Origin of the sequence: Streptomyces sp. TLI_146 (assembly GCF_002846415.1) — a bacterium.
Lineage (GTDB): Bacteria > Actinomycetota > Actinomycetes > Streptomycetales > Streptomycetaceae > Streptomyces.
In genome coordinates, this window is record NZ_PJMX01000001.1 from 8,167,164 (window position 1) to 8,193,248 (window position 26,085).

The window sequence follows — 26,085 nt, forward strand, 5'->3', positions numbered from 1 at the left end:
CGGGTCCGGTGCCCCCAGGCGGCCCCATGGATGTCAGTGCGTGATGTCCACGGTGTCGACGCCGTCCTGGCTGGCGACGCCGAAGCGGGTGCCGGGGGCGAGATCAGGCACGAGGACGTACTGGCCCACGGGGTACTGCCCGTTGCCGACGAGCACATAGCCCGAGGCGCCGAACTTCCAGCCGGACGCCGTCTCGTACATCCCCGCGTACTCGTCCCAGTGCTCGCGTCCGGAGTGGTGGGCGTAGGTGAGGTCGAGGCCGTGGCAGGTGCTGGACGAGGACTTGGTGGCAATGGTCCCGACGGTTTCCACTCCCGTACGAAGGGTGGTGGTCACGCAGTCCTGCGGCGCGGCGCTCGCCGTCGTGTGCACGGTGGCCAGCGAGCAGGCGGTGAGGGTCATGAGCGTCAGGGCGGCCCGGGCTTTGTTCATACGGGGTGTCCCTGTCGGTCGATGGTGTGAGTGAGCCATCACGTCACTCTCCTTGACGAGGAAGGAGGGCCGGGCCGGTCTGCCCGGCAGGACGCCCACTGTGCCCCGTCGGCCGCGGTCCCTCCACCGCCGTTCCGCTGAGCGGACCGACGGGGGCGGGATCCGGCCTCAGCGGCCGCGCCCCGCGCCCCGAGCTCCGGGCTCCGGGCTCCGTCACACTCCGACGAAGCTGACCGTTTCTGTCACGTCCGCCCGCCCGGTGCGCAGCCGTGGCACGCCTTCCTTCTTGAACCCCACCGCCATACCGCAGAACAGCACGAGCCGGTCATCGGCCGCGACTATCCGGCTGACGGTCCTGCGATACATCGTCCACATCACCTGGGGGCAACTGTGCAGCCCTTCCGCCCTCAGCAGCAGCATGACCGTCTGCAGGAACATCCCCGCGTCCCCCCACTGCCCGGGCCCCATCGTCCGGTCGAGGTAGCAGAACAGGACGAACGGTGCTCCGAACGCCTGCGTGTTCAAGGCGGCGATCTTCATGGGCCTGTCGGGATCGTCGCGCTCGATGCCCAGCGCCGCGTACCGCTGGGTGGCCGCGGCGGAGAAGCGGTCGAGGTACGGCGGGGTCAGTTCGGCCGGGTACATCGGATACTCCCGCTCGTCGCCCGGGTCTCCCGCCAGCGCCCTGGCCGTCGCGCGCCTCTTCAGTTCGGCCAAGGGCTCACCGGTCACGGCATACAGGTGCCACGGTTGGAGGTTCCCGCTCGACGGAGCCCGTGTCGCCGCGAGCAGCACGCGTTCGAGCACCTCTTTCGGCACCGGCTCGTCGCTGAACGCCCGCACGGCCCGGCGGCTGTCCACGGCTTCGTACACATCCACGTCTTCTCGTCCTCTCGCTCAACGGCACCACCTCTCTACCGTCTTGAGTACGCGCAGGGGCCAGCGGGGCGATCGGGATAGCACTTGGATCTACGGCAGACGTCCGCAGCCGCCGCGCGAACATCAACGGGCAAGTGCTGACGGCGGGCGGCGCGCTCTCACCCAGAGCGTCAGGACCACCGAGCACACCGCGGCGAACGCGCACCACGTCGAGACGTACTCCTGGCGCCACAGGGCGAACGACACCGCGGCCCCGACGGCGATGAGGGCACCGAACAGGACCAGGCCCCGGTCGCCGGACAGGAGCAGGGAGCCGATCGTGGCCAGGAGATAGCCTGCGACGACCAGCTGCGGCTGCGGCAGCCCCAGGGAGTATCCGACGGTGTGGCCACGGATCTCGGCCGTCACAGTGCGGGTCGCCAGGGCGTGGGTGAGCACCGCCGCCGTCGCGACTCCCGCCGCCAGGGTGACCAGCAGGCGGCGGCGGGCGCTCGGCGGCGCGGCGCACAGCACGGCCGCCGGTACCCAGAGCGCCAGCAGGGGGAGCGCGATGACGGCCCAGGCGAGAGTGGCGGGCCCGGTGCCGCCGTCGTGGTGCCAGACCGCGGCCTCGATGATCTGGTGGGCCCCCAGGAGGAGAGGCAGCGCGGCGAGCGGCAGGTCACGGGGGCTTCGGGCCGCCAAGGTCACCGAGGCCGCCCCCACAGCCATGATGCCCGCGCCCGCAACGAGGTCGGCCGTCGCGCTCCAGCACATGGCGGCAACGCTACAGCCGTGCTGGGGCCAGAGCGCGCCGGGCGCACTTGTGCTGCCGCGGCGCGTGCCACGCCCGACGGCCTACTTCCGGCAGCCCTTCGCCTCCATGGCCTTCGGCAGATAGGCGCGGAGGAACGATTCCAGCGCCTTCCTGCGATCGGCGGTCCCCTTCGGCACCGGATGCTCCGAGGTGAGGTCGACCAGGGTCACGAACTTCCGCCGGTTGCCCTGGTACGTGCAGACGCTGACCGCGACCCCGCCCTGGTCCGCGATCCGGGCGTCGTCCCCGACGGCGGCCTTCTGCGGATTGCCCATCCGCGCCAGCGCGTCGCGCTGCACGGCGACCGGATCGGTGTCGGCATCGGTCACGTCGTCGGTGACGTACACCGCTTGCTTCTTGTCCACCGAGACCGAACAGACCGAGCTCTCGGGGCTGATGGACTTCGGCGACTGCGCCAGCTTCTCCCCGTCCGGCAGGAGCGGGGCCAGCGGCTTGGATCCCACGGTGACGCCGCAGAGGGCGTCGGGCACGGTGTAGTCGCCGGAGGAGGAGCACCCGGCGAGCACGCAGAGCGCGGCACCGAGCACCAGGCCTCGGATCGTACGGTTCACTGGTCGCCCGCCAGACCCTGGGCCGCCACGTTGCCGTTGAGCGCGGCGGTGCTGGCCTCGTTGGTCAGCGTGTACGCGTTCTTGCCGCTGTCGGGGTTGACCTTGTCCCACTGCTCGGCCAGCGCCTTGAGCTGGCCCTCCCGGCCGACGAACACCTTGCCGTTCTGCTCCTGGATCTCGTGGTTGATGCGGGCCTGCTCGTCGAGCTGCCACTGGTAGGTCAGCGCGTCGACCCCGCGCTGCGCGATGTCGCCGACGCCGGGGATGAAGTTCACCGCCGCGCCGAAGCCGTGGTACATCCACTTGGCGTCCCAGGACGGGTCGTGCTTGTCCGTTTTGAGCGCCTGGTAGCGGGCCTCCTCCAGGAAGCCGGTGGTCTGTCCGGCCCGCTGGAGCGTCTCGTGCGGGTCCTTGGGGTGGTCCTGGTAGATGTCCCGCACCATTTCCTGGTTCATGAATTCGTTGAGCTTTCCGTACGCGTCCTGGCTGCGCGACACCTGCTTGGTGACTTCCAGGAGCTGGCCCCGGTCGAGCAGCTTGGGGTCGTTGGGGTCGTTGGCGAGCGCGCTCATCGAATAGTGGACCTCGTCGGAGTGGTTGCCCAGGACGATCGCCATGTCGTCGCGCAACTCGGGCGCGAAGTCGTCGCCCGCGGCGGACAGGTACTTGAGCGAGCGGTCGAGGACCTGGCGGTGCTCGGGGGTGTGGTCGACGGGCCGCGCGTTGGGGTCGTTGGGGTCGACTCCGGTCGCGGCCGCGATGAGGGCCTTGCCGGTGGCGTCCTTGGACTGGTTGGCGTCGCCGTGATCCAGCGGGGTGTCGTCGAAGGTGCGGCGGTCCTTGAGGACGTACTCGGCGTTGTCCTGCGGGGCGGTCGCGTTGAAGAACTGCGTCGCCGCGTCGGGCGACCTGGACAGGGCGGTCATGAACCCGGTCATCGGGTCGCGCCCGAACTCGTCCCCGATGAAGTTCATCTTCGGCATCATGGGCCCGCCCGCACCGTTCCAGTAGTGGTCGGGCAGCTTCATCTTCTTCTCGGTCGACACGAGCGCGTTGCCGTAGCCGTTGAGGAAGGTGTCGTCGTAGTCGCCGACCCGCATCAGGTTGCTCATCAGCTGGAAGCCGTACACCTGGGTGCCGCGCGTGTTGATCTGCTGGCCGCCCAGGCCGATCATGTCCTGCTCCCACTGCTGCATCGCGGGGCTGCCGGTCTGGGTGGCCCCGGCCAGCGTGAAGCCCAAGTTCTTTTGCAGATCGCCCAGTTGATGGAGCCTGGCACGCTGCAGGGTGCCGCCGTCGGACGGGTCGGAGAGGTCCGCCCAGAAGTCGAGGGCGCCGCGCGCGCCGAGGGTGGTGGTGAACTTCTCCTGGAACAGCGGGTCGTTCTTGTACGCCCCGAGCTGGCGGGTGAGGTTGTCGAACTCCTCGGGGGTCATGTCGTCCCCCTTCTTCTTGATGAGGTTCGCCAGGTCCTCGGCGTCCTTGAGCGCCTTGGCGGCCGCGTCCCGGTCGCCGTAGGAGGCGTCGGAGAAGCCGAGCGGTGTCTGCCCCGCCAGGGCGGTCAGCACCTGCGCGGCGCTGCTGTCGCTCTCGGTGGCCTTGGCGAGGATGCGCTGCACCTCGTCCCGGAGGTTGTCCACGTCGGCCTGGGAGTGTTCCGCCACCTTGGTGCCCTTGGCGGCGCGGTCGGGGTGGATGTTCATGGTGACGGTGAACCCGCCGTTGCCCGTGCCCACCACGGTCAGGTTGTTCTTGAGGCCGTGCTCGATGGCCTCGTTCAACTTCTGCTGCCAGTCGACGAGTTCGTTGTACGTGTCCTGGAGGATGTTGCGGATGCTGGTCGCCTCGGTGACGGCATCGCCGAACTCCTTGGCGGTCCGGGTGATGAACTGCCGGGTGACCGTGGCGTTCACCCCGGCCCAGTTCGCCTTCTGGGACCTGCCGTCCAACTGGTCGTGGGCGTCCGTCCGCAGCGACTCCAGCTTGCTGATCATCGCCGTCCAGTCGGAGACGGCCGTGCCGAGCGGGGTGAAGTTCCCGAATCGGAGCGCGTCGAGTTCCATCAGCCCTGCTTCCCTTCACCGAAGGCCCGGTTGAGGTCGAGCGCGCTGAGGCTGGTGACGATGTGGTACTCGTCGCCCGCGTGTGCGTTCTTGGTGTAGTCGAGGTGGTTGGAGATGTGCGCGCAGGCCTGGAGCAGGCTGTTGACCTGGTTGTTCCAGTGGTCGGCGAGGGTGGTGAGGGCGGGGCCGAGCGCGAAGTCCGCCTTCATGGCGGCACCGGCGGCGGTGGTGCTCTGCTTGGCGTGGTCCCCGTCGGTGTCGAGCCGCTGGTAGAGCTTGAAGGCCTCGTCGCCGACGCCGGCCAGATCGCCCTGGCTCACCACGAGGTCGCCGCTGGGCGAACCGCCCCCACCACCGTCGTCGGGCACCCTGTTCAGCCGTGTCCGCGCGGCGTCCTGCCTTGCCGCGGCAGTGGTCTTCAGCTGCGCCCACTCCTGGTCGAACGACACGTTTTCCCCCATTTGAGCGTCCACGGATCGAAAAGATCTGGCCGCATCCTACGGATGTACGCAAGAGGTCGCCGCGGAACTCCGCGAACCGGGTGCCGACGGGGGCGCGGCCTCCTCGACGGTGGCGGGCGGTGGGGACTGCCGCCCGCGACCAGCGTGCCGACGTGCCGCGAGAAGAGGCAACGCCCGGCTCCTGTGAAGGAACCGGGCGTGTCCGTCTCGTATTCGTACTGCGCGCTCTCGCGCGGGTCAGGCGGGCGGAACCCGGCTGCCCGTCACTCCCCGGCCGCGCGGGTGTGGACCACCTGGTACGTGTTGGAGTCGACCCAGGTCAGGAGTGCTGCGGTGCGACGCTCGGCGTCCTGGCGGGCGGCGGGCTTGTCGGCCTGCTCCACGGCCTGGTAGGCGTCCCATGCCTCCTTGTTCTCCCACTGCGAGTAGGAGATCACGAAGGAGCCTTCGAGGCCGCGGGCGGCGATGCCCTTGAGGACGGTGTGGGACACGAAGCCGGGAACGTCGGCGAGGAACTTCATCGACGGGCCGAGCGAGTCCAGGAGGCCGTCCTGGTCCTTCTCCTCGACACCGAAGACCGTGATCACGGTGTAGTCGCCGCGTGCGGGGGAGATCTCGACCTTGTCGCCGGACTTGGCCTGGGAGTAGACGATCTCGTTCTGGAGCAGCCGGATCGACGTGGTCAGCTCGCCGAAGAGGGGGAGCGTACGGTGCGCGAACTCCTCCGCGTTGTACCGGTCCTCCAGGTCGGCGCGGCTGCGCCACTGGATGAAGTTGGCCGTGCCCGGCTTGTCCACACCGGCGTGCACGGTGGAGGACATCCAGCCCGGGTAGGCGGCCGAGTCGACGATCTCGCGCATCGCGCCGAGCAGGCCCTCCTGCTTCTCCGGGGCGTCCGTGGTGAAGAGGTTGAGGACGGTCAGGTTCTTGTCTTGGGCGGAAATCTTGGGCATGTTCTTCGCTTCCTGTGAGGTACGGGTCGAAGGACTCCAGCCCGGCTCAGCGGGCCCGGCCGAACCATCGGCCGAGCACTGCGGCGGGCGGCCCTTCCTCGACCAGACTGGCCAGGCGGCGCGACGGGCGGGAGAGACCGGCTGATCCAGGGACTGGCAGTCCCTAGATACGGGCGGGCCTGGGGGAGCGGCGAAGAAGACATGACGCGAAGACGAGTTCAGGGTCTGCGGATGACGAAGGGCGGGTGGCGCTGCGGGAGACACCTGAATTGGTGCCGCCATGAGGCTCACCCCGGAGCACGGGCAGGTGGTCAGATCCTTCGGGCTCCGTAGAAGCTGCCGAGGTAGCTCATCTTCTCGTAGCGGACGAAGGCGCCGGGCTTCGGGGCGTGCAGGACCATGCCGTTGCCCGCGTAGATGCCGACGTGCAGAAGGTTGTTGAAGAAGACCAGGTCGCCGGGGGCGAGCTGGCTGAAGCTGACCGGGCTGCCGTCGTTGATCTGCGTGTACGTGACCCGCGATATGTGGACGTTCACCTGGGCGAAGGCCCACTGGGTCAGCCCGGAGCAGTCGTAGGAGTCGGGGCCTTCGTGGCCGGACTGGTACGGCTTGCCGATCTGTGTCGCGGCGGCCTGGAGGGCGGCGTAGCCGCGCCCGGACCCGGGCTTCTCGCTGCCCAGGTTCACGCGCTCGCCCGCGCCGCGGCTGGCGCGGTTCTCGTCCTGCTTGAGCTGGGCGCGCTCGGCGGTGGTGAGGGTGTTCAGGAGCTTCTGCGCCTCGGCGAGCTTGCCCTGGAAGGCCTTCTTCTTCTCGCCGGCCGTCTTGCGGACATCCGCGAGGGCGGCCAGCTTGCGGGTGGCTTCGGCGCGCTTCTGCGCCAGGGCCCGCTGCTTGGACTGGATGGTCTCCAGGGCCTGCGTCTGCCTGGCGCCCAACTGGTCGACCGCGGCCGCCTTGTCGAGGTAGCTGTCCGGGTCGGCGGAGAGGAAGAGAGAGACGGACGGGTCCAGGCCGCCGGTGCGGTACTGGGCGCTGGCGAGCGAACCTATGCCGTTGCGCAGGGCGTTGAGCTCGGCCTGCCCGCGGGCCACCTGGTCCTGGAGGGCCGTCACCTCCTTCTGGAGGGCGGTCTGCTTCTCGTTGGCCCCGTTGTACTCCTCGGTGGCCTTCTCCGCCTGGTGGTAGAGCTCGTCGACCTTCGACTTCACCTCGTCCTTGCTCGGCTTGGCGGGCGCGGCGTCGGCGCCCTGCGAGCTGAGTGCGACGGCCGCGGCGGCCGTCGCGGTGAGCATGGTGACACGGGCGCGGTTCGGATTCTTGGGACGACGGTGGGACCCCACGGAGGGCAGCTCCTTCTTCCTCAGAGCCGCCGAACTACGCAGACATGGCGGCCCCTTCGCCGACACCCCGAATGAGTGACCGATCGTGCGAAGGTTCGAGACATGACCTTAGTGACCAAGTTGTGATCTGTTCAAATCCCTGTGAGGAAAATCTGCCTCACGCAGCACATTTTTTACACACTTCGCTCACGCGGTACGGGTGTCGGCGGCGGAAGCACCCCGGCAGGGCGCGCCCACCGGCAAGGCGCGCCCACGAGTTGGCGTGTGTCTACGACACCGTACGAGCAACTACCGCCGCCGCGTCCGCGATCAGTTTGTTGTCGAAGTCGGCGTCCTTCGTCCCGCGGTTCGTCAGGATCGCCATGACGATGGGCGCGGCGCCGGGGGGCCACACCACGGCGATGTCGTTGCGGATGCCGTAGACGCCGCCCGCGCCGGTCTTGTCACCGACCGTCCAGCCCTTGGGGACTCCGGCCCGGATGAGCGCGTCTCCGGTGGTGTTGGTCCGCAGCCACCGCGTCAGCTGGGCGCGTTCGGCCGTGCCCAAGCGGTCGCCGACGACGAAGGCGCGCAGGTCCTGGGCCAGGGCGCGGGGCGTGCTGGTGTCCCGCAGGGTGCCGGGGGCCCACTGGTTGAGGTCCGGCTCGCGGCGCTCGACGCGGGTCACCGCGTCGCCCGTCTGTCGGAGGGCGCTCTCCAGGCCCTTGGGGCCGCCGAGCGCGTCGAACAGCAGGTTCCCGGCCGTGTTGTCGCTGTAGCGCACGGCGGCGTCGCCCAGCTCGCCCAGTGTCATCCCGGTGTCGACGTGCTTTTCGGTGACGGGCGAGTTGGTCACCAGGTCGTCCTTGGAGTACTTGACCACCTTGGTCATGCCCTTCAGGGAGTACTTGCGCAGCACGGCCCCGGCGGCGAGCGCCTTGAACGTGGAGGCGTAGGCGAACCGTTCACCGTCGCGGTAGCCCACCTCCCGCCCGTCGCCGGTGTTCACCGCGTACACCCCGAGCCGCGCCCCGTACTTGCGCTCCAACTCCTTGAAGTCGGCCACGGGCGGTTTCGCGTTCGTATGCGGCCGTGTCGTTCCGGTGGGCGGCGTCGGTGACGCCGCTCGGCTTTCGGCCTGCGTGCAGGCGACCAGTGGAAGCACGGCGAGCAGGGCGACCCCGCCCAGCGCTGCACGTCGTACACGTAAGGAATGCATGGTTGGACCTCCGGGTGCGCCGGGGAAACCGGCGTTTGTCGCTGGTGGTGCGCCACCATGGTGACGCACCACGCAAGGTGCACCGACGCGCAGGTCCCCGGCCCCCGCCGCGCGCTCAGCGCGTGCGCGCGTTGCGCTGTCGTACGTAACCGATCGCGGCCAGCGTCAGCGCCAGTCCGCCGGTGAAGTAGAGCTCCACCCGGGTCCCGGAGTCCAGGGCCATGAGCACCAGCACACCGGCCACGGCGGCCAGGGCCACCCAGGTCAGATACGGGAAACCCCACATCCGGACGACCAGTTGAGCCGATGCCGTGCGTTCCAGGCGGCGGCGCAGCACCAGCTGGGACACCGCGATGAAGCCCCACACGATCAGCACGACCCCGCCCACCATGTTGAGCAGCCAGGCGAAGACGGTCGTGGGCCACCAGTACGACAGGAGCACGGCGACGAATCCGAAGGCGCACGAGGCGAGCACCGCGCGGCGCGGGACCCGGCCGGAGACCTTGCCGAGGAAGGCGGGGCCCTGGCCGCGCGCGACCAGGGAGTACGCCATGCGCGAGGAGCCGTAGATGTTGGCGTTCATCGCGGAGAGCAGCGCGATCAGGATGACCACGTTCATGATCTGCGCGCCGCCGGGGACACCGAGCCGGTCGAGCACGGCGGCGTACGGGCCGCTGTCGGTGACGGCCTTGTCGTTCCACGGGATGAGGGTGACGATCGCCAGCATCGAGCCCACGTAGACGATGCCGATCCGCCACATCGTCGTCTTGACGGCCTTGGCCACACCCCGCGCCGGGTCCTCGGACTCGGCCGCCGCGATGGTCACCGTCTCCAGCCCGCCGTACGCGACGACCGAGGCGAGCAGTCCGACGAGCAGTCCGCTCATGCCGGTGGGCAGGAAGCCGCCGTCGTGGACGAGGTGGGCCGTACCCGGTGAGTCGGTGCCGGGCAGCAGACCGAGGACCGCCAGGGCGCACAGCGTCAGGAAGAGCGCGATGGCGCCGATCTTCAACGCGGCGAACCAGAACTCGAACTCGCCGAAGTGGGAGACGGCACCCAGGTTCGCGCCGCAGAAAAGCGCCATGAAGGCCAGCACCCACAGCCAGGACGGGGTGCCCGGGAACCACCCCTGCATGATGTGCGCGGCGCCGATCGCCTCGATCCCCACGCCCACGACGAGCAGCGTCCAGAACATCCATCCGGCGGTGAAGCCCGCCCAGGGGCCGATCGCGCGCTCGGCGTGCACGGAGAACGAACCGGAGGCCGGGTCGGCCGCCGACATCTCGCCGAGCATGCGCATCACGAGCATCACCAGGATGCCGGACGCGGCGTAGGCCAGCACGATCGACGGCCCGGCGGCGGCGATACCGGCGCCGGACCCGACGAAGAGACCGGCCCCGATGACACCCCCGAGCGCGATCATCGAAAGGTGCCGCTGCTTGAGCCCGTGGGAAAGAGGCGTGCCGGGCTCAGGCGCGTCCTGTTGTTGCGGGGGAGTGGGGGTCAGTGTCTGGCTCATGTACGGGTGTGTCCAATTAATGAGATGCAAGTACACCCGATTATGAGACGCCTACGCGATCTACCATCCGATCCGTCCGTTATCCGGAAGATGCGATGACTTTCCGCTGTCTCGCCCGTACGGAGCGGAATGCCCGGCTGGGTCGGCGAACGAGGGAAGGGCGGCGTATGTCAGGGTGCGCCCGGAGTCCGTCGCAGCGGTTCGTAGCAGTCGTAGTTGCGCTGGGCGAGGATCCTGCCGTCGCGGAATTCGAGGAAGACCGCGATGTGGGCACGCAGTACATGGCCCGCGGGCAGGTCGCCCAGGGGGACGGCGAGGGTTCCGGTCCAGGTGACCTCCAGGGCCACCTGGTCACCGGCCGCGACGGCGTGGTGTACCTCGAACCGCTGTTCCCGCAGGAGGCCGCGGCCCCGTTCCGCGCTCTGGAGAACGGCGGACAGATCGCGCCGGACACCGTCGGGAAAAAGCAGGTTGGGGAACTCCTCCTGCACCGCCTCCGCGTGGAAGAAGCGGGCCAGCTCCTCACCGACGGCTCCTTGGGCGACCGCCTCGTGGTAGCGGATGGCCGTTTCGACGTTGGGATGCTGCGACAGATCCGGCATGAAAACGAGCATAGGGGGCCCGGCGGAGTGGTCGGCCGACCGTGACCGGTCGGTGGTCATGGGTCGGCCGTCAGCTCGCGGTCCCGTCAGTTGGCGGTCCCGTACGCGGCCAGCGGCTCCGGCAGGGGGATGCCGAGGCGTATGTGAAGGGAGTGGGCGGCGCGCAGAGAGGCATCCGCACGCTCGGCGTGGCCGGCCGCGGACAGCGTCGTGCCCAGGGCGAGCAGTACGGCGGCCTGGAGCGGGTCGTTGCCGAGCCGCCGCGCGCCCGCGAGGCTGCGCTCCAGGTGGGCTGCGGCCTGTCCGTACCGGCCGAGTTCGTGCAGGGCCTCGCCGAGGCCGCGCTCGACAAGCAGTTCCATGTGCTCGGAGCCGATTGCCCGGCAGCCGTCCAGGGCTTCGGTGTAGCTCGCCACCGCCTCGGCGGGGCGGCCGAGCTCGACCAGTGTGCGCGCGTGGCCCGTCTGGACATAGACGCGTACCACCGTCCAGCCGAGGGGCGTGGCGCGGGAGAGGGCGTTTGTGAGGCAGTCCAGGGCCTGCGAGAGGTGGCCCAACTGCCGCAGTGGATGCGCGGTGTTGTTGCGCGCTTCCAGCTCGCCCCACAGGTTGCCGCGCCGGACGTGTACGGCGACTGCCTCGCGAAGCAGGGCGAGGGCGGACTCGTAGCGAGGGGTGCCCGTCGTTCCGGTCACGTCCAGCAGGGCGCTCACATTGAGGAGCTGGCCGAGCATCACCTCGTCGCCGGTGGCGCGGCACAGCGCGAGCGCGCGGTCCACCTGGGCGCGCCCCTCGGCCCCGCGGCCGACCTGCCACAGCCCGCCGCCGAGCATGTAGCGGGCGCGGATCTCGGCGGCGGGTTCGCCGCGCAGGGCGGCGGCGTCGGCGAGCGCGGCGGCAGGCCCGTTCAAGTACGGCCACAGGAAGTCGTTCTCGCCGAACGGGTCGAGGGCCAGGAGCAGATCGGCCGCGGGCGCGATCTGGGTCCCCGGTCTGCGTGCGGCCTGGCGCAACACCCCGAGCAGTGTGTCGAGCTCGTCCCGCACCCACTCCTTCCCGGCCGACGCGTCCTCGAAGCGGACGGGGGTCGCGCGCGTTGGGGCCAGGGAGTCCGCGGTGGTGCAGCCGGGGCGGGAGTGCCGGTAGGCGCCGCGTACGGTGGCCAGGCAGAAGTCGACAAGGCGGTCGAGCGCGGCGTCGGCCTCCGACGTGTACGGCTCCCGCGCTTCCTTCGCGTCCGGCACCGCTTCCTCGGCCCGGGCCCGCGCGAACAGGCGCAGCAGGTCGTGGTAGCGATAGTGGCGCTCGCCCGACGGCTCCAACAGACCCACATCCACCAGCTGTTCGAGCAGCGCCTCGGTCTGCCGCTCGTCCCGGTCCAGCAGGGAGGCGGCCATCGGAACCGACAACACCGGGCCGTCGGCGAGCGCGGCGAGGCGGAACGCCCTCGCGAGGTCGGGCGGCAGTTGGTCGTAGCTGAGCCGGAACGTCGCGTCGACGGCCAGATCGCCGATCTTGATCTGGCCGAGCCTGTGCTGCTCCTCGGTCAGCCGGTCCACGAGCCCGGCGACCGTCCACACGGGGCGCTGGGCGAGCCGCGCGCCCACGATGCGTACGGCGAGCGGCAGCCGGCCGCAGGCGGCGACCAGTTCGGCGGCGGCCTCCGGCTCGGCGGCGATCCGCGCCGGGCCGACGATCCGGGACAGCAGCGCCAGCGCCTCGTCGTCCGAGAACACGTCCAGCTCGAACGCCCGCGCCGACGGCAGGGAGAGCCTGACGCGGCTGGTCACCAGGGCGGCACAGCCCGGGGTGCCGGGCAGCAGCGGGGTCACCTGTCGGCCGTCCGCCGCGTTGTCGAGGAGCACCAGGACCCGGCGCCCGGCGAGCATGGAGCGGTAGAGCGCCGCCCGTTTGTCGAGACCGTCCGGTACGGCACCGATACCCAGGGCGCGCAGGAACCGGCCCAGGACCTCCTCCGGTTCGACGGGGTCGGCGGACGTACCGCCGAGGTCGACGTGGAGCTGGCCGTCCGGGTAGCGGTGGCGGACGCGATGGCCGGCGTGCAGGGCGAGCGCGGTCTTGCCGACCCCGCCGAGGCCCGACATCGCGGAGACGATGATCTGCGGGGAGTCGGCGTCGAGCGCGGCCAGCAGGTGCTCGACCGCGGCCGTACGGCCCGTGAAGTCCGAGGGAGGTGCGGGGAGTTGGGCGGGTGTGGGCTGCCGGTAGCCCGCGGTCCTGTCTGCTGCGGACCCGTGGGGCGCCTCCGCCCGGAGCGGATCGCCTGCCCGCGTGGCCGGGGACGGGTCGATGGCGAGGGACGGATCGGCCCGCAGCACCCGCTCGTACAGGTCGCTCAGCTCCGTACTCGGCTCCACGCCGAGTTCGGCGGCGAGCACGGAACGGCCGTCGGTATATGCGGCGAGCGCTTCGGCCTGGCGCCCGCCACGGTAGAGGGCGAGCATCAGCAGCGCCCGCAGACCCTCGCGCAGCGGGTGCTCGGCGACGAGGAGAGCCAGCTCCGGGACGCTCTCGGCGTGCTCGCCCAGCTCCAGATCGAGGCGGATACGGGTCTCCACGGCGCCCAGCCGCCGCTCGGTGAGCGCGCCCCGCAGACTGTCGGCGTGCGGCCCGGGCACGCCGGCGAGCGGTATGCCGCGCCATAACGAGAGCGCTGTGCGCAGGAGTCGGCGGGCATCCTCAGGGTCGCCGTCCCGGGCCGCTCGGGCGGCTTCGGCGACGTACCGGTCGAACCGGTCGATGTCGCAGGCGTCCTCGGCGGTCACCAGACGGTAGCCGCCGGGGGCGGAGGCCAGGACAGTCGCGGGCGTACGCGGCCGACGACCGGGCTCCAGTCTGCGGCGCAGTTCGAAGATCTGGCTCTGCAGAATGGACACGGCCCGCTTCGGAGCGGGGCGGCCCCACACACCGTCCACGAGGTCGCCGGCGGTGACGGCCCTGCCGCGCCGTGCCAGCAGCATCGCCAGGATCGCCCGCTGCTGCGGCGTCAGCGGAACGGCCTCCCCCGCACTGTCCACGACCTTGACCGGGCCGAGCAGCCCATAGCGAAGCTCGTCCATGTTCCCCCCCCGTTGCGTTCCCCGTGTTTCTCTCCGTGCCTCCACTTGCGTATCGGGCGCCGCGTGCACCTGCCTGTGGGGCGCCCGAGTCCGCCCGAGCATGGTAGAGAGCGGACCGGCACGAGCCGCAGGGGTTGGCCGCGCTCGGCGGGTCCTTCGAGGCGGCAGGTGCCCGGTCCGGGGGAGTCCGCTACCTGAACAGGCGGTCGCTGCTGGTGGCCATGCGGTGGGTGGTGCCGTGGCGGTTCACCCAGTCGCGGACGAGGTTGATGGCGTTGGCGCACTGCCAGCTGTCGTCGTATTCGCGCACTCCGGTGAAGGCGCCGTAGCCCGCGATGATGCCGTCCACGCGGGCGTCGCCCAGCAGTTTGTCGACGTACCACGGGTCGTTGTAGGTGGTCGTCCAGGACAGAGTGGCCGCGAGCCGTCCCGCGGCACGGTCCTGGGCGCCCTTCTTGAGTTCCGCGCACGTGTTCCAGGTGGCTTCCGTACAGTTGCCGAAGCCCTTGGTGATGTCGGAGTCGCCGTAGTCCATCGCCCGGTGACCGGCCGGGAATCCGGAACCGGACCGGTTGAAGGCGCCCATGACCTGGTCGCGGGTCCCGGTCGTCGTGATGCCCTCCAGCCGGCCGAGCTTGCCTTCCAGGCTCTGCCAGCCCCGGCCGCCGACGTCCGGCGTGCTGCCGCCGTGGTACTCGTAGAAACCGTAGAGCACCTGGATCCCGGCAGCCGTCAGCCGCTGCGCCTTGTCGCGCAGTCCTGCGACGCTGCACGCGCGGTTGGGCGCCTCTCCGCAGTAGTTGGGGTCCTTGATGTCCAGCCAGACCAGCGCCAGCCGGCGCCCCGCGTCGGCGTGGGAGAGGATGCGGTCGATCATGCTGTCGAAGCTGGGGCCGCGGCGGTTCTCACCGGCCGAGGAACAGTCGTGATACGCGCGCCATTCGTTGGGGTTGTACCAGGCGCAGACGTCGATCTCGATGCCGTTGGCGCCGTGCTTGAGCGCGGCGTCCACGCCGTCCAGGGTGTCGACCCGGTGCGCGATGGCGTAGATCGCCTGACGCTGATCGGCTGCTGCCGCAGGGGTCGAACTGAGCGCGGTGGCACCGATGATGCCGCACAGCGCCATCACCAGCGCCAGTATCGTCCGCGTGCCGGCGCCCCGTCGAAGTCGAAGGTGAGTGGTCAAGAAAGGTTCCCCCTTGTGTCGGTGTCCTGAGCGGCCCGCCCGCCGACTTGGTCAAGAGCCGTGGGTGCGGGCCTGGAGCCTCCGAGCCTGTGGGGTGTTCCGTCCCGGCCGCCAGGAAATCTCTGCAGTTAGGGATGTGGGAACACGAAAGACGGCGTGTTCGGGCAGTGGGCTGTGCCCTGATGGTCTGTTGTCCGGGGAGAGTTGTCCGCGATCTCTCACGGAATTGTCCGCGATCCGTAACAGACGCATCCTCCGGCCGCCGGCTCTCGTCCTGCCAGGTGGTCACGAGATGACCGGGAGTTCGGCGAGGTACTGCGCGGAAAGGGGCGGACATGGCACGGCATGGCGGTGGGCGAGGCTGGTACGGCAAGGTGGCCGGGGCGGCGCTCGGGGTGACAGTGCTCGCCACCGGTGCCTCGGTGTGGACCGCGCAGGCCGGGACCGAGAGCGACTCGTCACCCAAAGCGACCGCGTCGGCCACGCCGGGCAGTGACGTCAAGCCGGTCGCAGCGACCATCGAGCACGCCTCGGAGGCGGGAGCGCGCGGCATCAACATCACCATCGACGACGGCCCCGACCCCAAGTGGACCCCCCAAGTGCTCGACCTGCTGCGGGAGTACGGGGTGAAGGCCACGTTCTGCATGGTGGGGACGCAGGCGCAGGCCCACCCGGACCTCGTGAAGAAGGTGGTCGCGGCCGGGCACCGGCTGTGCGACCACTCGGTGTCGCACAACACGGCCATGGACAAGAAGTCCCCGTCCTACCAGGCGCAGCAGATACTCGACGCCGAGCGCATGATCACCGAAGCGTCCGGGGGCGTACGGCCGATGTACTACCGGGCGCCCGGCGGGGCCTTCACCCCCTACAGCCGCCAGCTCGCCGCCTCCCGGGGCATGCGCCCGCTGGGCTGGAACGTGGACAGCAAGGACTTCGAGCGTCCGGGTACGAACGCCATCGTCGCCACCGTCGAGCGCGAGCTGCACAACGGACCGACACTCCTCTTCCACGACGCGGGCGGCGACCGCACCCAGACCGTTCAGGCCCTGCGCCGGATCCTGCCCCGACTCAAGGAGCAGGGTTACTCGTTCGGCTTCCCGGTGCACTGAGCGCGGCCTTCCAAGGTGCGCAGCAGCCCGTCGTGCTCGCCGTCGCCGGGCCCACATCCTCGCTGTTCAGCCGACGGTGAAGACCCGCCCGGCCCGGCTCGACGATCATTACGCTCCAGTCCCATGACGACGGTTACCACGCGCACGGTCACCTACCCGGCCGACGGCCTCACGATGATCGGGCACCTCGCGCTCCCCGCCGGTGTCGACCGCCGACCCGCGGTTCTGATCGGGCCCGAGGGGACGGGCCTGAACGACTTCCAGCGCCGCCGGGCCGACGCCCTCGCCGAACTGGGCTATGTGGCGCTGGCCTTCGACATCAACGGCGGGCGCTGGTTCACCGACATCGAGGAGATGCTGGCGCACGCGATGCCGCTGCTCGCCGACCCCGACCGGATGCGGGACATCGGCCACGCCGCACTCGATGTGCTGCGCGCCGAACCCCGGACCGACCCCGACCGGATCGCCGCCATCGGATACGGCACCGGGGGCGCGATCGCGCTGGAACTCGGGCGCGACGGCGTCGACCTGCGCGCGATCGGCACGGTCAACGCACTGACGACGGGCCGACCGGGCGAGGCGGCGCGCATCCGTTGCCCCGTGTGGGCCGGGGTCGGATCGGAGGACCCGATCATGCCCGCCGAGCAACGGGACGCCTTCGCCGCCGAGATGCAGGCAGCGGGCGTCGACTGGCGCCTCGTCGTCTACGGCGGGGCCCTGCACGCCTTCCACCACCCGCCGGTCGACCAGGCCGTACGCCCCGGCGTCGGCCACCACCCGCTTCACGCGCAGCGAGCCTGGGACGACATCGTCGACCTGCTCGCCGAGTGCCTGCCGGTGGGGGATTGAGCCAGGGCGCGATTACCCAGGCCACCGCATCGGCGCCTCCCAGGCCCCAATGTCAGCCGTCAGTCGTCAGCTGACAGTCCTCATCTGTCAGCCGTCATCTGTCAGCTGTCATCTGTCGGCTGCCATTTGTCAGCCGTCATCTGTCGGCTGTCATCTGTCAGCCGTCCGACTCCGGCGACGGCATATACGCGCCCGGCACGTCCTTCGGCGCGAAGATCTTGTGCTCGCCCGGGTACGGCGTGGTCCACTCGTGTGTCTCGTACCAGGTGAAGTGATTCATCTGCGCGGGGTTCGCGAAGTCGGGCTTGGCGTCGGGGCCGGTCAGCCGTTGCTGTGCCTTCCAGGCGTTCCACTCCGCCGCGAGCTTCTGCTTGTCCTGCGGCACCTTCGCCGACGGGACGGCCGCCGCGCGGGGGTTCGGCGGCGCCGGGTTGTCCTCGCCGCAGGCAGGCGGGGTCGGCAGGCCTGCGGTCAGCGAAGTCCGGTTGGGCAGTGCCTTGAACGGGGTGAAGTCCGCAGTGCGGGTGAACGCACCGCTCATCGGGCTGGCCGCGCTGTCCTTCTGGTTCATCGGGTGGATCCCGAGGATCTGCTCGATGGTGCGGATCATGGTGATCTGCGAGTAGTAGTGACTGTCGACGGCGCCGTGCCGGGCCCAGGGGCTGATGATCTGGATCGGGGCGCGGTGGCCGTCGACGTGGTCGAGGCCGGCTTGGGAGTCGTCCTCGACGACGAAGATCGCGGAGTCCTTCCAGTACGGGCTGTGGGAGATCTCGTCGACGATCCGGCCGGTCGCGAGGTCGTTGTCCGCGACCTGCGCGGCCGCGTTCGCCGGGCCGCCGGTGTGGTCGCTGGAGAGCCAGAACATGTTGAGGTTCGCGGGACCGTTCTTCTCGAAGTCGCGCTTCCAGATCTCGGTCCGGTAGATGTCCGGGACACTGGTGTCGAACTTCGCGAAGCCGTGCACCGACACGGCGTTGAGCGACGGGATCGGCGAGGACGAGACCAGGGAATAGGCGGTGTCCTGCCCGGTCGCCCTCATGTTCTTGGTGTCGCAGTACAGGTTCTGCCAGCTCGCGTCCGACGGCTTGGTCAGGAACTCCTGGAACTCGCCGAAGTCCCGTACGGACTTTCCGGCCGCCTGGGCGCCGGTCCACAGGAACCCGGTCCGCTGGTGGCCGAGCGCGTCGTTCTCGGTGTCGTAGCTGCGGGCGTACTCACCGGCCGAGGACTCGGTGTACTCCGGATCGTCGGCCTGCATCAGCCAGTTGTGCCCCTCGGCGGAGTTCGTGCCGATGTCGTACGTGTTGTCGTACAGCCCGAACTGCTGGGCCAGCGCGTGCTGGTTGGGCGTCACGTTCTCGCCGAACTCCGTCAGCGCCGGGTCGCCGTTGCCCCGGGGCACGTCGCCGAAGACCTGGTCGTAGGTGCGGTTCTCCTTGACGATCAGGAAGACGTGCTTGATCGTCGACGGGTCGCCGAGCCGTACGGGAACGGGCACCGGGTTCACCTTGCCCTTGGCCGTGGCGACCGAGCCGGGGGTCCAGCCGTTCTGCCGGAAGACCTTGGCCGTCTCGGACTTGATGACGCCGTCCTTGGGCAGCATGAACCGCTGCAGGCTCGATGTCGTGTCGTGGGTGCCGTGTCCGGCGCCGGCCGTGGGGCGGCGGGCGTCGATGCCCCGGGTGTTGGAGACCAGCACCAGGTTGCCGGCACTGGCGACCTCGGCGGGGAAGTAGTCCGTCGGGAGCAGGCCTACGTAGCCGACCGGCTCCTGCGGGGTCGTGTAGCGGTAGACGGCGACGGCGTTGGCGCGGCCGAGTGTCACCAGAAGGTGGCCGTCGCGGGAGAACGCCACCGCGTTGGGCTCATAGCCCACCGACGCCTCCGGCCAGGGCTTGGTGGAGATGGTCTGGACGACCTTGTTCCGGGCGGTGTCGATGACCGAGACGTCGTTGGTGGCGGTGTTGGTCACGAACAGCGCGCCGTTCCTCGCGTACAGCGCGGTCGGGTGCAGACCGACGTCGATGCTCGCGACGGCGGCGTCCGGGTTCGCCAGATCGATGACGCTGACGGTACCGGTGGTGGTCGCCGCGGTCACCGGGTCGGCCGGCACCTGGGTGTTGTACGAGTTGACCGTGGTGTCGCCGGGCCGTGCCGGACGGCCGCCCTCGTTGCTGACGTAGAGCTTGGAGCCGACCGCGGCCACGGCGCGCGGGGCGTTGCCCACGGGCCAGCTCCGCTGGACGGCCCCGGTCGCCGTGTTGATGGCGACCACCCGGTTCTGGCCGTTGACCGCCGCGTACACGGTGGAACCGTCGGCCGAGAACACCGCCCCGCCCACCAGCGCGTGTTTGGGCCCGTCTGCCGGGATCTTGACGGACACGGGGTTGGCGAGGGTGCCGTCGCGGTTGACGGTGAACCTGGTGTAGCCGTCGGTCTGGCCCAGCCACAGCTGCGTACCGTCGGGGGAGTACGTGGGGCCTTCCTGGCCCACGTCGTTGCCGCTGATGCGCAGGTCCGCCGAGGCAGAGTTGCCGATGACCTGCTGCACCTTCCACTTCCTGAGGTCGACGATGTCCAGTGCCATCCCGCCGTCGGCGACCGAGGCCGCGAGGTGGGTGCCGTCCGGGCTGACCGACGACGACATGATCTTGCCGTTGTTGATGACGAGACGGTTGCCGAACGGGGCGATGAACTGGTCGCTGGAGATGACCTGGCCCTGGCGGGTGTTCTGGCCGACGCGGGCTGTGCCGAACTGCTGTGTCTGGGCGAGGGCGGTACCGGCGAGGGCGAGGCCGAGAACGGTGATGCCCGCCGCTGTCAGGGGTGTTCGGCGGCCGAGGCGTCTGGTGAGCGAGCCGGGGCGCCCCTTTCCGGTGCTCCGGCGGCGGCGTGTGACCTGCATGGAGTCATCCCTTCGGGGTGGCGGCGAGCAGTTCGACGTTGCCGTCGAACTGCCAGAGCGGGTTGGGCGCGTCCCCGGTCGGGGTCCGCAGCAGGAAGTAGCCGTTGACCTCCTTGGGTCCGTCGCCGTCGGCCACGAACCGCCCGTCTGCGGCGACGTCGAGCTGGTACACGGCCGTCCCGGTGGCCCGGACGTCGGGGAGGTGCCAGGAGACGACGCAGCGCCAGTCGTTGCCCGGCCCGTGGGCGCCGGTCGTGACGCTGCCCTTGGTGCACGCCGCCGTGGCTTTGAGCTGCGCCTCGGTGACGGCGGGACGGTTGAGCTCCTCGGCCTGGAGGCGATAGAGGTGGGCGAAGGCCGTGGCGAGTGAGCGCTGCACCTTGGTCTGCTCGATGCCGGAGCCCGTGGCCGGGGTCGCGGTGGCGACGACCGCCACCGTCACGGTGAGGAGTCCCGCGAGCGGCAGGACTCCGGCGGTGACCGCGCGGCGCCCCGAGCCGTCGTCGTGGAGGTTGGTGAAGTCGCGCCGCAGGAAGAGCAGATAGGCCAGCGCCGTCGCGGTGACGGCCCACACCAGGGCGACCGCGATGCCGATCAGCAGCGGGCCGACCTGCGCCGGGTCGGTGAACAGCCCGTTCCAGGCGATGAAGGCGTAGCCGGGCATGGCGAGGCGTACGGCGACGGGCAGCGGCAGCATCTGGGCGAGTTGCATCGCCAGCGCGACGAGCACGGGCAGCAGCAGCCCCATCGGGGACCGCCCCAGCGCGACCGACCCGAGGAGCCCGATCGCGGCGAGCGCCAGGGTCGGGGCGAGCACGCAGAGCCAGGCGAGCAGGACCTTCCCGGCCGCGTCCGACGGGGCCAGCAGGTGGCCGTCGAGGCCGACGAGCGGCTGGTTCCCGACCGCCAGGACCCCGCCGACCGTGCTCGATGCGACCAGGCCGACCACGAGCAGCACGATCGCGGTGAGGCTGGCCAGCGCCTTCGCCGCGAAGATCCGCCGGGGCGACCGTACCGCCACGAGCAGATGGCGCCAGGTGCCGAGCCGGTCCTCGGAGGCGAACACATCACCGGCGACCACCGAGGTCAGCAGCGGGAGCGCCCAGGCGCCCGAGAAGCCGAGCGTCACCAGCGGCCCGGCCCACCCGGTGGCGTGCATCCAGCGGCCGAAGAGCGTGTCGACGGGGAGCGAGCTCTGCCGGCTCACCGCGGCGACGAAGAGCGCCGGAACGAGCCAGCAGGCGAGGACCAGCAGGCGCACCCGCCAGGAGGAGAAGAGTTTGACCAGTTCGAAGCGGTAGGCGCGGGCCACCGAGACGGTGCGGGCACCGGTGGCGCGGTGGGCGGCGACGGTCGTGGTCATCGGCCGTCCTCCTGCCCCTCGGTGAGGGCGAGGAACGCGGCCTCCAGCGGTGACACCACGGGGGCGAGCTCGCGCACCGCGATGCCCGCGAGCACCAGCCGCCTCACCAGTTCGTCGACAGCGGGCACCCGCGCGCGCACCACGAGCACCGCGCCGTCGTGCCCTGCCTTGACTCCGTGGGCAGCGTCGGCGGCGTCGCCGGTACGGATCCCGTCCGTATCGGCGGCCAGTCGGAGGGCGGCTCGCGGGTCGGAGGTGCGCAGTCGGTAGTCGAGTTCGCGGTTCTCGGCGGCCAGCTTGCTCAACGGGCCGGAGAAGACGACCCGTCCGGTGGAGAGGATGGTGACCTCGGAGCACAGCGCTTCGAGGTCGTCCATGCGGTGGCTGGACAGCACGATGCTGGTTCCCCCCGCCGCCAGCCGGGTGAGGACACGGTGCACGTGTCGCTTGCCGGCCGGGTCGAGGCCGTTGGCGGGCTCGTCGAGTACGAGCAGCCGGGGCTCGGTCAGCAGAGCGGCGGCCAGCCCGAGCCGTTGGCGCATACCGAGCGAGAATCCACGGGCCCGGTCGTCGGCGACATCGGTGAGACCGACCTGGTCGAGTACGTCGTCGATGCCCGCCGCCGATACGTCACGGCCGTGCAGCGCGGCCAGCGCGGCGAGGTTGCGGCGGGCGGTGAGCGAGGGGTAGAGGCCGGGGCCGTCCACGAATCCGGCGACACCGTCGGGAGCGGCGAGTGCCCGCCCGACGGGCGTACCGAGAATGTCGAGGTGACCGCTGTCGGCGACGGCCAGGCCCAACAGGAGGCCGAGCAGCGTGGTCTTGCCCGCCCCGTTCGGCCCGGCCAGACCGTGGATCTGGCCCCGTGCCACGTCCAGATCGACGCCGTCGAGCGCCACCACGTCGCCGAAACACTTGGTGATCCCACGAGCCCGGATCGCGAGCGGTGTGTCCATGACACCTCTCTTTCGAGACGTCAAGGACCATAGAAGCGCCACACGACGCAGACAGGCAAGGCGAGTTGAACGCCGAGGGAACAGAAGGTGACCGTCAACTGTCGTGCCGAGACTGGAGAAGCGGCCATGACCGGCTAGGCAGCCGCGCGCCGTCGCGGCGGCCTGGATGTCGATGCCGGGGCGACGCCCGTCAGGGCGGGGGAGAGGTGGCTCATGCCTCCTTGTGCGTGCCGGACGGGTCGGAGCCGTCGCCGAGAACGGTGCCGACATACGCTGCGAGCGAGGAGCGCAGGGCTTCGGGCGTCATCTTCTGACTGTCGATCAGATGCGCCACGAGGTCGGCGCGGATCGCGGCCAGCAGGGCGTGAGCGGTGAAATCCGCGGCGGGGACGCCGGGCACCTGGGCCAGGGTCTCGCGAAGGATGTCGTGCCACCAGCCGTAGTGCTCAGCCTGGTAGGGGCTGCCGAGTCCGGCGTCTTCCGCCGCCGACATCAGGCTCCGGTTCTCGATCTTGAAGCGCAGTGAGGCGTCGAGGAGGTCGAGCACCCGCTGCCGTGGTGAGGAAGTGGCCGCGTCCTGCGCTTCCCGTACGGCTTGCTGTACGGGTTCGAGGCGGGAGGCGATGACGGCGCCGATCAGTCCGGCGCGGTCGCCGAAGCGGCGGAACAGGGTGCCCTTGCCCACGCCCGCCGCCGTGGCGATGTCGTCCATCGACACGCTGTGGGGGCTGTCGCTGGCGGCGAAGAGGGCATCCGCGGCAGCCAGCACGGCTTCTCGGTTGCGCAGTGCGTCCGCGCGTTCTGTGCGCTGGGCCACGGGGTCCTCCTTGGTCTTCGGCCGGTCCCGGCCCCGGGGAATGATATTCGCTGGGGTCGCGGGAGCATCGGTCCGTGCCGGGCGGGCAGTGCTTCGCCGCCCCCTGCCTCGCAGAAGCTCAGGAGCGTGTTCGGCCCACCTCCCGCTCGACGAAGGTGCGGAAGGTGCCCGGGCTGTGGCCGGTGAGGCGCTGGACGGCGTCCGAGGTGCGGTCCTCGGCCCCCTCGGCGATGGCGCGGTCCATGGCGGCCAGCATGGTGGCGAACTCCAGCGGTATCTCGGCCGCCCATCGGTCCCGCAGCTGCTCGAAGGTCAGCCGCCGGTGCACCACGGTCCGGCCGACGCTCTCGGTGAGGATCGCCGCGACGTCGTCGTAACTCAGCGTCTGCGGCCCGGTGAGGATCAAATCGGTGTTGGGGGCCTGCTCGTCGGTCAGGGCGCGTACGGCGACGGCGGCGATGTCCTCCGCGTCGACGAACCCGACGCGGCCGTCTCCCGCGGCCGACCTGATCGCGCCCTCGTCGCGGATGCTGCGCGCATGGGGCATGGATCCGGTGAAGTTCTGCATGAACCAGGAGGGCCGCAGCACCGCCCACTGCGCGAACAGCCCGGGCAGTGCCTCGTGGACCTGCCCCACCGTAGGGCCGCCGGAGGGGATCGCCGACGAGCTGAGCAGTACCGCCCGCTGCACGCCCGCATCGCGGGCCAGGCGCAGGAACGGCAGCATGACCGTGGCCGGGGCCGAAGAGCCGATCGGCGGCACGAGGTAGACGCGGTCGACGCCGTCCACAGCCCCGCTCCAGGTCGCGGGCTCGTTCCAGTCGAAGCGGACAGCCTCGGCACCCTCCACCGGCGTGGCGCTTCGCCCTGCGGCCTTGACGCGGTGGCGCTCCGCGATCAGGCGGGCGGTGACACGGCGGCCGGTGGTGCCGGTGGCTCCGATGACCAGGGTGGCGGGGGAGTTCATCGGTGCCCTCCCAGGAAGTCGACGCCGGGCTGCTGAACGGTGAGCGGGTTCCAGTAGTCGCGGTAGGAGGTGATGCGCCCGTCGTGGACGGTGACCACGGCGATGTACGTCATGTCGAAGGGGCTGTCGGTCGCCACCAGGCGGCCGACCGCGCGCATCTCCACCACGATCGTCTCGGGAGCCGTGGTCTGGTGGATCGTCACATCGGGGAATCCGTGCAGGTCGATGTGGTCGGGGTAGTGGCGCATGTAGTCCGCGACGGACTGTCGGCCCTCCAGCCGCTCGGGCCAGCCCGGGGGTGCGAAGGGGAACTCCATGACTCCCTCCTCGTCCCACAGGTCCACCCAGCCGGGGATGTCCTTCTCCAACAGCAGTCGCAGACCGTGGTGGTACAGCTCCGCGGGCGCCATGGGCACTGACATGGTCAAGGGTTCCGTTCCGCTCGAAGACACGGCGATCCCACTCGTCATGTGAAGCGCGATGTCCAGTCATGACGGTGTTTCGGTACGTGGCGCCAGCACGCAAGCGGACTGGCGGTCCGTATGGGCATGAGCATACGGACCGCCAGTCCGCTTAACAAGGGCGGGCGTGATGGGGGCTCGAAGCGTCCGGGCCTGCCGGTGTTGTTCGCGTACGCGGTGCCCAGGCCTGCCGGTGTTGTCCGCGTACGCAGCGCTCGTGTCGTCGTCGCGGAAGGTGCCTGGGAGGGGAGGGGAGGGGCAGGCGTCATCGTCCCCTCATGTCGCGCGCTTGAGCTCCGCCGCACCGAAGGAGACGTCGAAGCGGTCGCACCAGATGCTGACGCTGGTGTAGGCGGCCAGGTCGAGGTCGGCCGGCAGGTCGTAGTTCTGGTCGCCCTTGTTGCCCTTGAGCTTGCCGAGGCTGACGTGCTTGCCGTCGTCGAAGACCCGCCAGCCCGCTGTGCCCTTCTTCACCGGCGCATCGGTGACCAGCACCCGGAGGTCGGGTCCGTTGCTGGTGTCGAGGCCCTCCAGGCGCAAGGTCCTTGTGCCGTTCGGGAGTTGGAGGATGCGCACGGACCCCTTCGTCGTATGTTCGTGGCTGATCAGCTCGCCGGTCGCGAGGACGGACGGCCCCGGCCGCGCACCGGCGGTGGCGGGCGCGGCGGTCGGCAGCGCGTCGTGAACCGTCTCGTCCACCCATAGCTTCCACGGCTGGAACCAGTACAGGCCCACGGCCAGCAGCAGTACCGCGAGGCCCGACAGGGCGATACCCAGGGGCCTCCTCAAGAAAGCAACCAGTGCGGTGACCGCGCGCATGACTCCCTCTCCCTCTTAGTTCGAAGAGGTCGCCCCCCTTCTCTCGTCCAGCTAAGCCGAACCGGCGGCTGTATGGACGTCCGGGCCGATGACGGAAGTCTTACGTCGTCGGGGACGGGGTGGCAGGCGGTGGGGCGGATCGCGCGATCCCACCTGTCCGTATCAGGATGACTGCGGCTGCCGCAGCCCCCGAAGCAGCAGTTCGACCATGCGGCGAGGGTCGTAGCCGGGGTCGCTGTCGCGTCCGATGCAGAGGTTGCCGCGACGACGAGATCGGACCGGCTCGGGAAGTGGCGGTAGATCGTCCCCATCCCGACGCCCGCGCGGGCGCCGATCTCGCGGATCGGGGCGTCGACGCCGGAGGTGACGAACACGTCCGCGGCGGCGGCCAGGAGCGTCTGCTGGTTGCGCTGGGCGTCGGCCCGCTTGCCGCGGACCGGCCCCTCCCTGGACTGGCTTGTGCTGGGCACCAGCGTCTCCTTCCCCGCTCGCGTGGCACGCCGATCCCTACGTCCTCTCCCCGGGGCCCAAGTCCCTGCTCACCCTGTTCGGCGCTGAGCACGGGCCCGGCGGTGTCTCCGGATACAACGTCGCCGAGACCACGGACGAGAACCCGGAGCGGGTGGCCGCCGTCCAGCGGCTGACCTGGGCCTACCTCCGCAGCGAGCTCTACCCCGGGGATCCCGCTTGGCGGCAAATGTGCGACGCGCTGGCGGCCGGGCCCGATCCGCTCGGGCGGGTCGAGTCCAAGTAAG

22 protein-coding genes and 2 pseudogenes are annotated in these 26,085 nt (G+C 70.2%); 3 read left to right on the forward strand and 21 right to left on the reverse strand.

Annotation, left to right across the window (positions count from 1 at the left end):
• Positions 1-33: 33 nt before the first annotated feature.
• The 13 genes from BX283_RS36315 to BX283_RS36375 form a co-directional block, all read right to left on the reverse strand.
• Positions 34-432, reverse strand: coding sequence for a hypothetical protein (locus tag BX283_RS36315; protein ID WP_101391637.1), 399 nt, complete (start codon positions 430-432; stop codon positions 34-36).
• A gap of 213 nt (positions 433-645) precedes the next feature.
• Complete coding sequence (locus tag BX283_RS36320) at positions 646-1,311, reverse strand: nitroreductase (RefSeq protein ID WP_101391638.1); 666 nt, start codon at positions 1,309-1,311, stop codon at positions 646-648.
• A 123-nt stretch (positions 1,312-1,434) separates the two neighbouring features.
• A complete protein-coding gene (locus BX283_RS36325; RefSeq protein ID WP_101391639.1) occupies positions 1,435-2,067 on the reverse strand; it encodes a DUF6629 family protein in 633 nt (210 codons plus the stop codon).
• A gap of 81 nt (positions 2,068-2,148) precedes the next feature.
• Entirely contained in the window at positions 2,149-2,679 is a 531-nt protein-coding gene (locus BX283_RS36330) for a hypothetical protein (RefSeq protein ID WP_101391640.1), read from the reverse strand.
• On the reverse strand, positions 2,676-4,742 hold the full coding sequence (locus BX283_RS36335; protein ID WP_101391641.1) for a DUF6571 family protein: 2,067 nt from the start codon (positions 4,740-4,742) through the stop codon (positions 2,676-2,678). The genes BX283_RS36330 and BX283_RS36335 overlap by 4 nt, the downstream gene beginning before the upstream one ends.
• Entirely contained in the window at positions 4,742-5,191 is a 450-nt protein-coding gene (locus tag BX283_RS36340; protein ID WP_101392799.1) for a hypothetical protein, read from the reverse strand. The genes BX283_RS36335 and BX283_RS36340 overlap by 1 nt, the downstream gene beginning before the upstream one ends.
• A gap of 275 nt (positions 5,192-5,466) precedes the next feature.
• Positions 5,467-6,156, reverse strand: a complete 690-nt coding sequence (locus BX283_RS36345; RefSeq protein WP_101391642.1) for an antibiotic biosynthesis monooxygenase — start codon at positions 6,154-6,156, stop codon at positions 5,467-5,469.
• 311 nt (positions 6,157-6,467) lie between these two features.
• The gene (locus BX283_RS36350) at positions 6,468-7,496 is read right to left on the reverse strand and encodes an NlpC/P60 family protein (protein ID WP_101391643.1); all 1,029 of its coding nucleotides are present in this window, start codon (positions 7,494-7,496) and stop codon (positions 6,468-6,470) included.
• Between the two features lie 268 nt (positions 7,497-7,764).
• Positions 7,765-8,694: a class A beta-lactamase gene (bla, locus tag BX283_RS36355; RefSeq protein WP_101391644.1), complete on the reverse strand. Its 930-nt coding sequence runs from the start codon at positions 8,692-8,694 to the stop codon at positions 7,765-7,767.
• 115 nt (positions 8,695-8,809) lie between these two features.
• On the reverse strand, positions 8,810-10,213 hold the full coding sequence (locus BX283_RS36360) for an amino acid permease (RefSeq protein WP_101391645.1): 1,404 nt from the start codon (positions 10,211-10,213) through the stop codon (positions 8,810-8,812).
• A 170-nt stretch (positions 10,214-10,383) separates the two neighbouring features.
• The gene (locus BX283_RS36365) at positions 10,384-10,815 is read right to left on the reverse strand and encodes a nuclear transport factor 2 family protein (RefSeq protein WP_257584120.1); all 432 of its coding nucleotides are present in this window, start codon (positions 10,813-10,815) and stop codon (positions 10,384-10,386) included.
• Positions 10,816-10,901: 86 nt separating this feature from the next.
• A complete protein-coding gene (locus tag BX283_RS36370; RefSeq protein ID WP_180357362.1) occupies positions 10,902-13,895 on the reverse strand; it encodes a BTAD domain-containing putative transcriptional regulator in 2,994 nt (997 codons plus the stop codon).
• 190 nt (positions 13,896-14,085) lie between these two features.
• A complete protein-coding gene (locus BX283_RS36375; RefSeq protein ID WP_257584121.1) occupies positions 14,086-15,081 on the reverse strand; it encodes a phospholipase in 996 nt (331 codons plus the stop codon).
• 335 nt (positions 15,082-15,416) lie between these two features.
• Between BX283_RS36375 and BX283_RS36380 the strand changes: the two genes are divergently transcribed.
• Together BX283_RS36380 and BX283_RS36385 are read left to right on the forward strand one after the other, a co-directional pair.
• The gene (locus BX283_RS36380) at positions 15,417-16,190 is read left to right on the forward strand and encodes a polysaccharide deacetylase family protein (RefSeq protein ID WP_101391648.1); all 774 of its coding nucleotides are present in this window, start codon (positions 15,417-15,419) and stop codon (positions 16,188-16,190) included.
• Between the two features lie 123 nt (positions 16,191-16,313).
• A complete protein-coding gene (locus BX283_RS36385; RefSeq protein ID WP_101391649.1) occupies positions 16,314-17,039 on the forward strand; it encodes a dienelactone hydrolase family protein in 726 nt (241 codons plus the stop codon).
• A gap of 157 nt (positions 17,040-17,196) precedes the next feature.
• Here the strand turns inward: BX283_RS36385 and BX283_RS36390 are convergent, their stop codons facing one another.
• The 8 genes and pseudogenes from BX283_RS36390 to BX283_RS36425 all read right to left on the reverse strand — a co-directional run.
• Positions 17,197-19,947 carry a bifunctional YncE family protein/alkaline phosphatase family protein gene (locus BX283_RS36390; RefSeq protein ID WP_101391650.1) on the reverse strand — a complete coding sequence of 917 codons (2,751 nt, stop codon included), beginning with the start codon at positions 19,945-19,947 and terminating at the stop codon, positions 17,197-17,199.
• 4 nt (positions 19,948-19,951) lie between these two features.
• A complete protein-coding gene (locus BX283_RS36395) occupies positions 19,952-21,310 on the reverse strand; it encodes an ABC transporter permease (RefSeq protein WP_101391651.1) in 1,359 nt (452 codons plus the stop codon).
• Positions 21,307-22,266: an ABC transporter ATP-binding protein gene (locus BX283_RS36400; RefSeq protein WP_101391652.1), complete on the reverse strand. Its 960-nt coding sequence runs from the start codon at positions 22,264-22,266 to the stop codon at positions 21,307-21,309. The genes BX283_RS36395 and BX283_RS36400 overlap by 4 nt, the downstream gene beginning before the upstream one ends.
• A gap of 211 nt (positions 22,267-22,477) precedes the next feature.
• Complete coding sequence (locus BX283_RS36405; protein ID WP_101391653.1) at positions 22,478-23,083, reverse strand: TetR/AcrR family transcriptional regulator; 606 nt, start codon at positions 23,081-23,083, stop codon at positions 22,478-22,480.
• A gap of 118 nt (positions 23,084-23,201) precedes the next feature.
• Complete coding sequence (locus tag BX283_RS36410; protein WP_101391654.1) at positions 23,202-24,050, reverse strand: NAD(P)H-binding protein; 849 nt, start codon at positions 24,048-24,050, stop codon at positions 23,202-23,204.
• Complete coding sequence (locus BX283_RS36415; protein WP_101391655.1) at positions 24,047-24,472, reverse strand: nuclear transport factor 2 family protein; 426 nt, start codon at positions 24,470-24,472, stop codon at positions 24,047-24,049. The genes BX283_RS36410 and BX283_RS36415 overlap by 4 nt, the downstream gene beginning before the upstream one ends.
• Positions 24,473-24,787: 315 nt before the next feature.
• Positions 24,788-25,330, reverse strand: coding sequence for a DM13 domain-containing protein (locus BX283_RS36420; RefSeq protein WP_101391656.1), 543 nt, complete (start codon positions 25,328-25,330; stop codon positions 24,788-24,790).
• A 260-nt stretch (positions 25,331-25,590) separates the two neighbouring features.
• Positions 25,591-25,800 (reverse strand): annotated as a pseudogene (locus BX283_RS36425) (TetR/AcrR family transcriptional regulator); the annotation flags it as partial.
• A 23-nt stretch (positions 25,801-25,823) separates the two neighbouring features.
• On the opposite strand from BX283_RS36425, the pseudogene BX283_RS36430 reads away from it, so the two are divergent.
• Positions 25,824-26,084 (forward strand): annotated as a pseudogene (locus BX283_RS36430) (chlorophyllase); the annotation flags it as partial.
• Position 26,085: the final 1 nt, after the last annotated feature.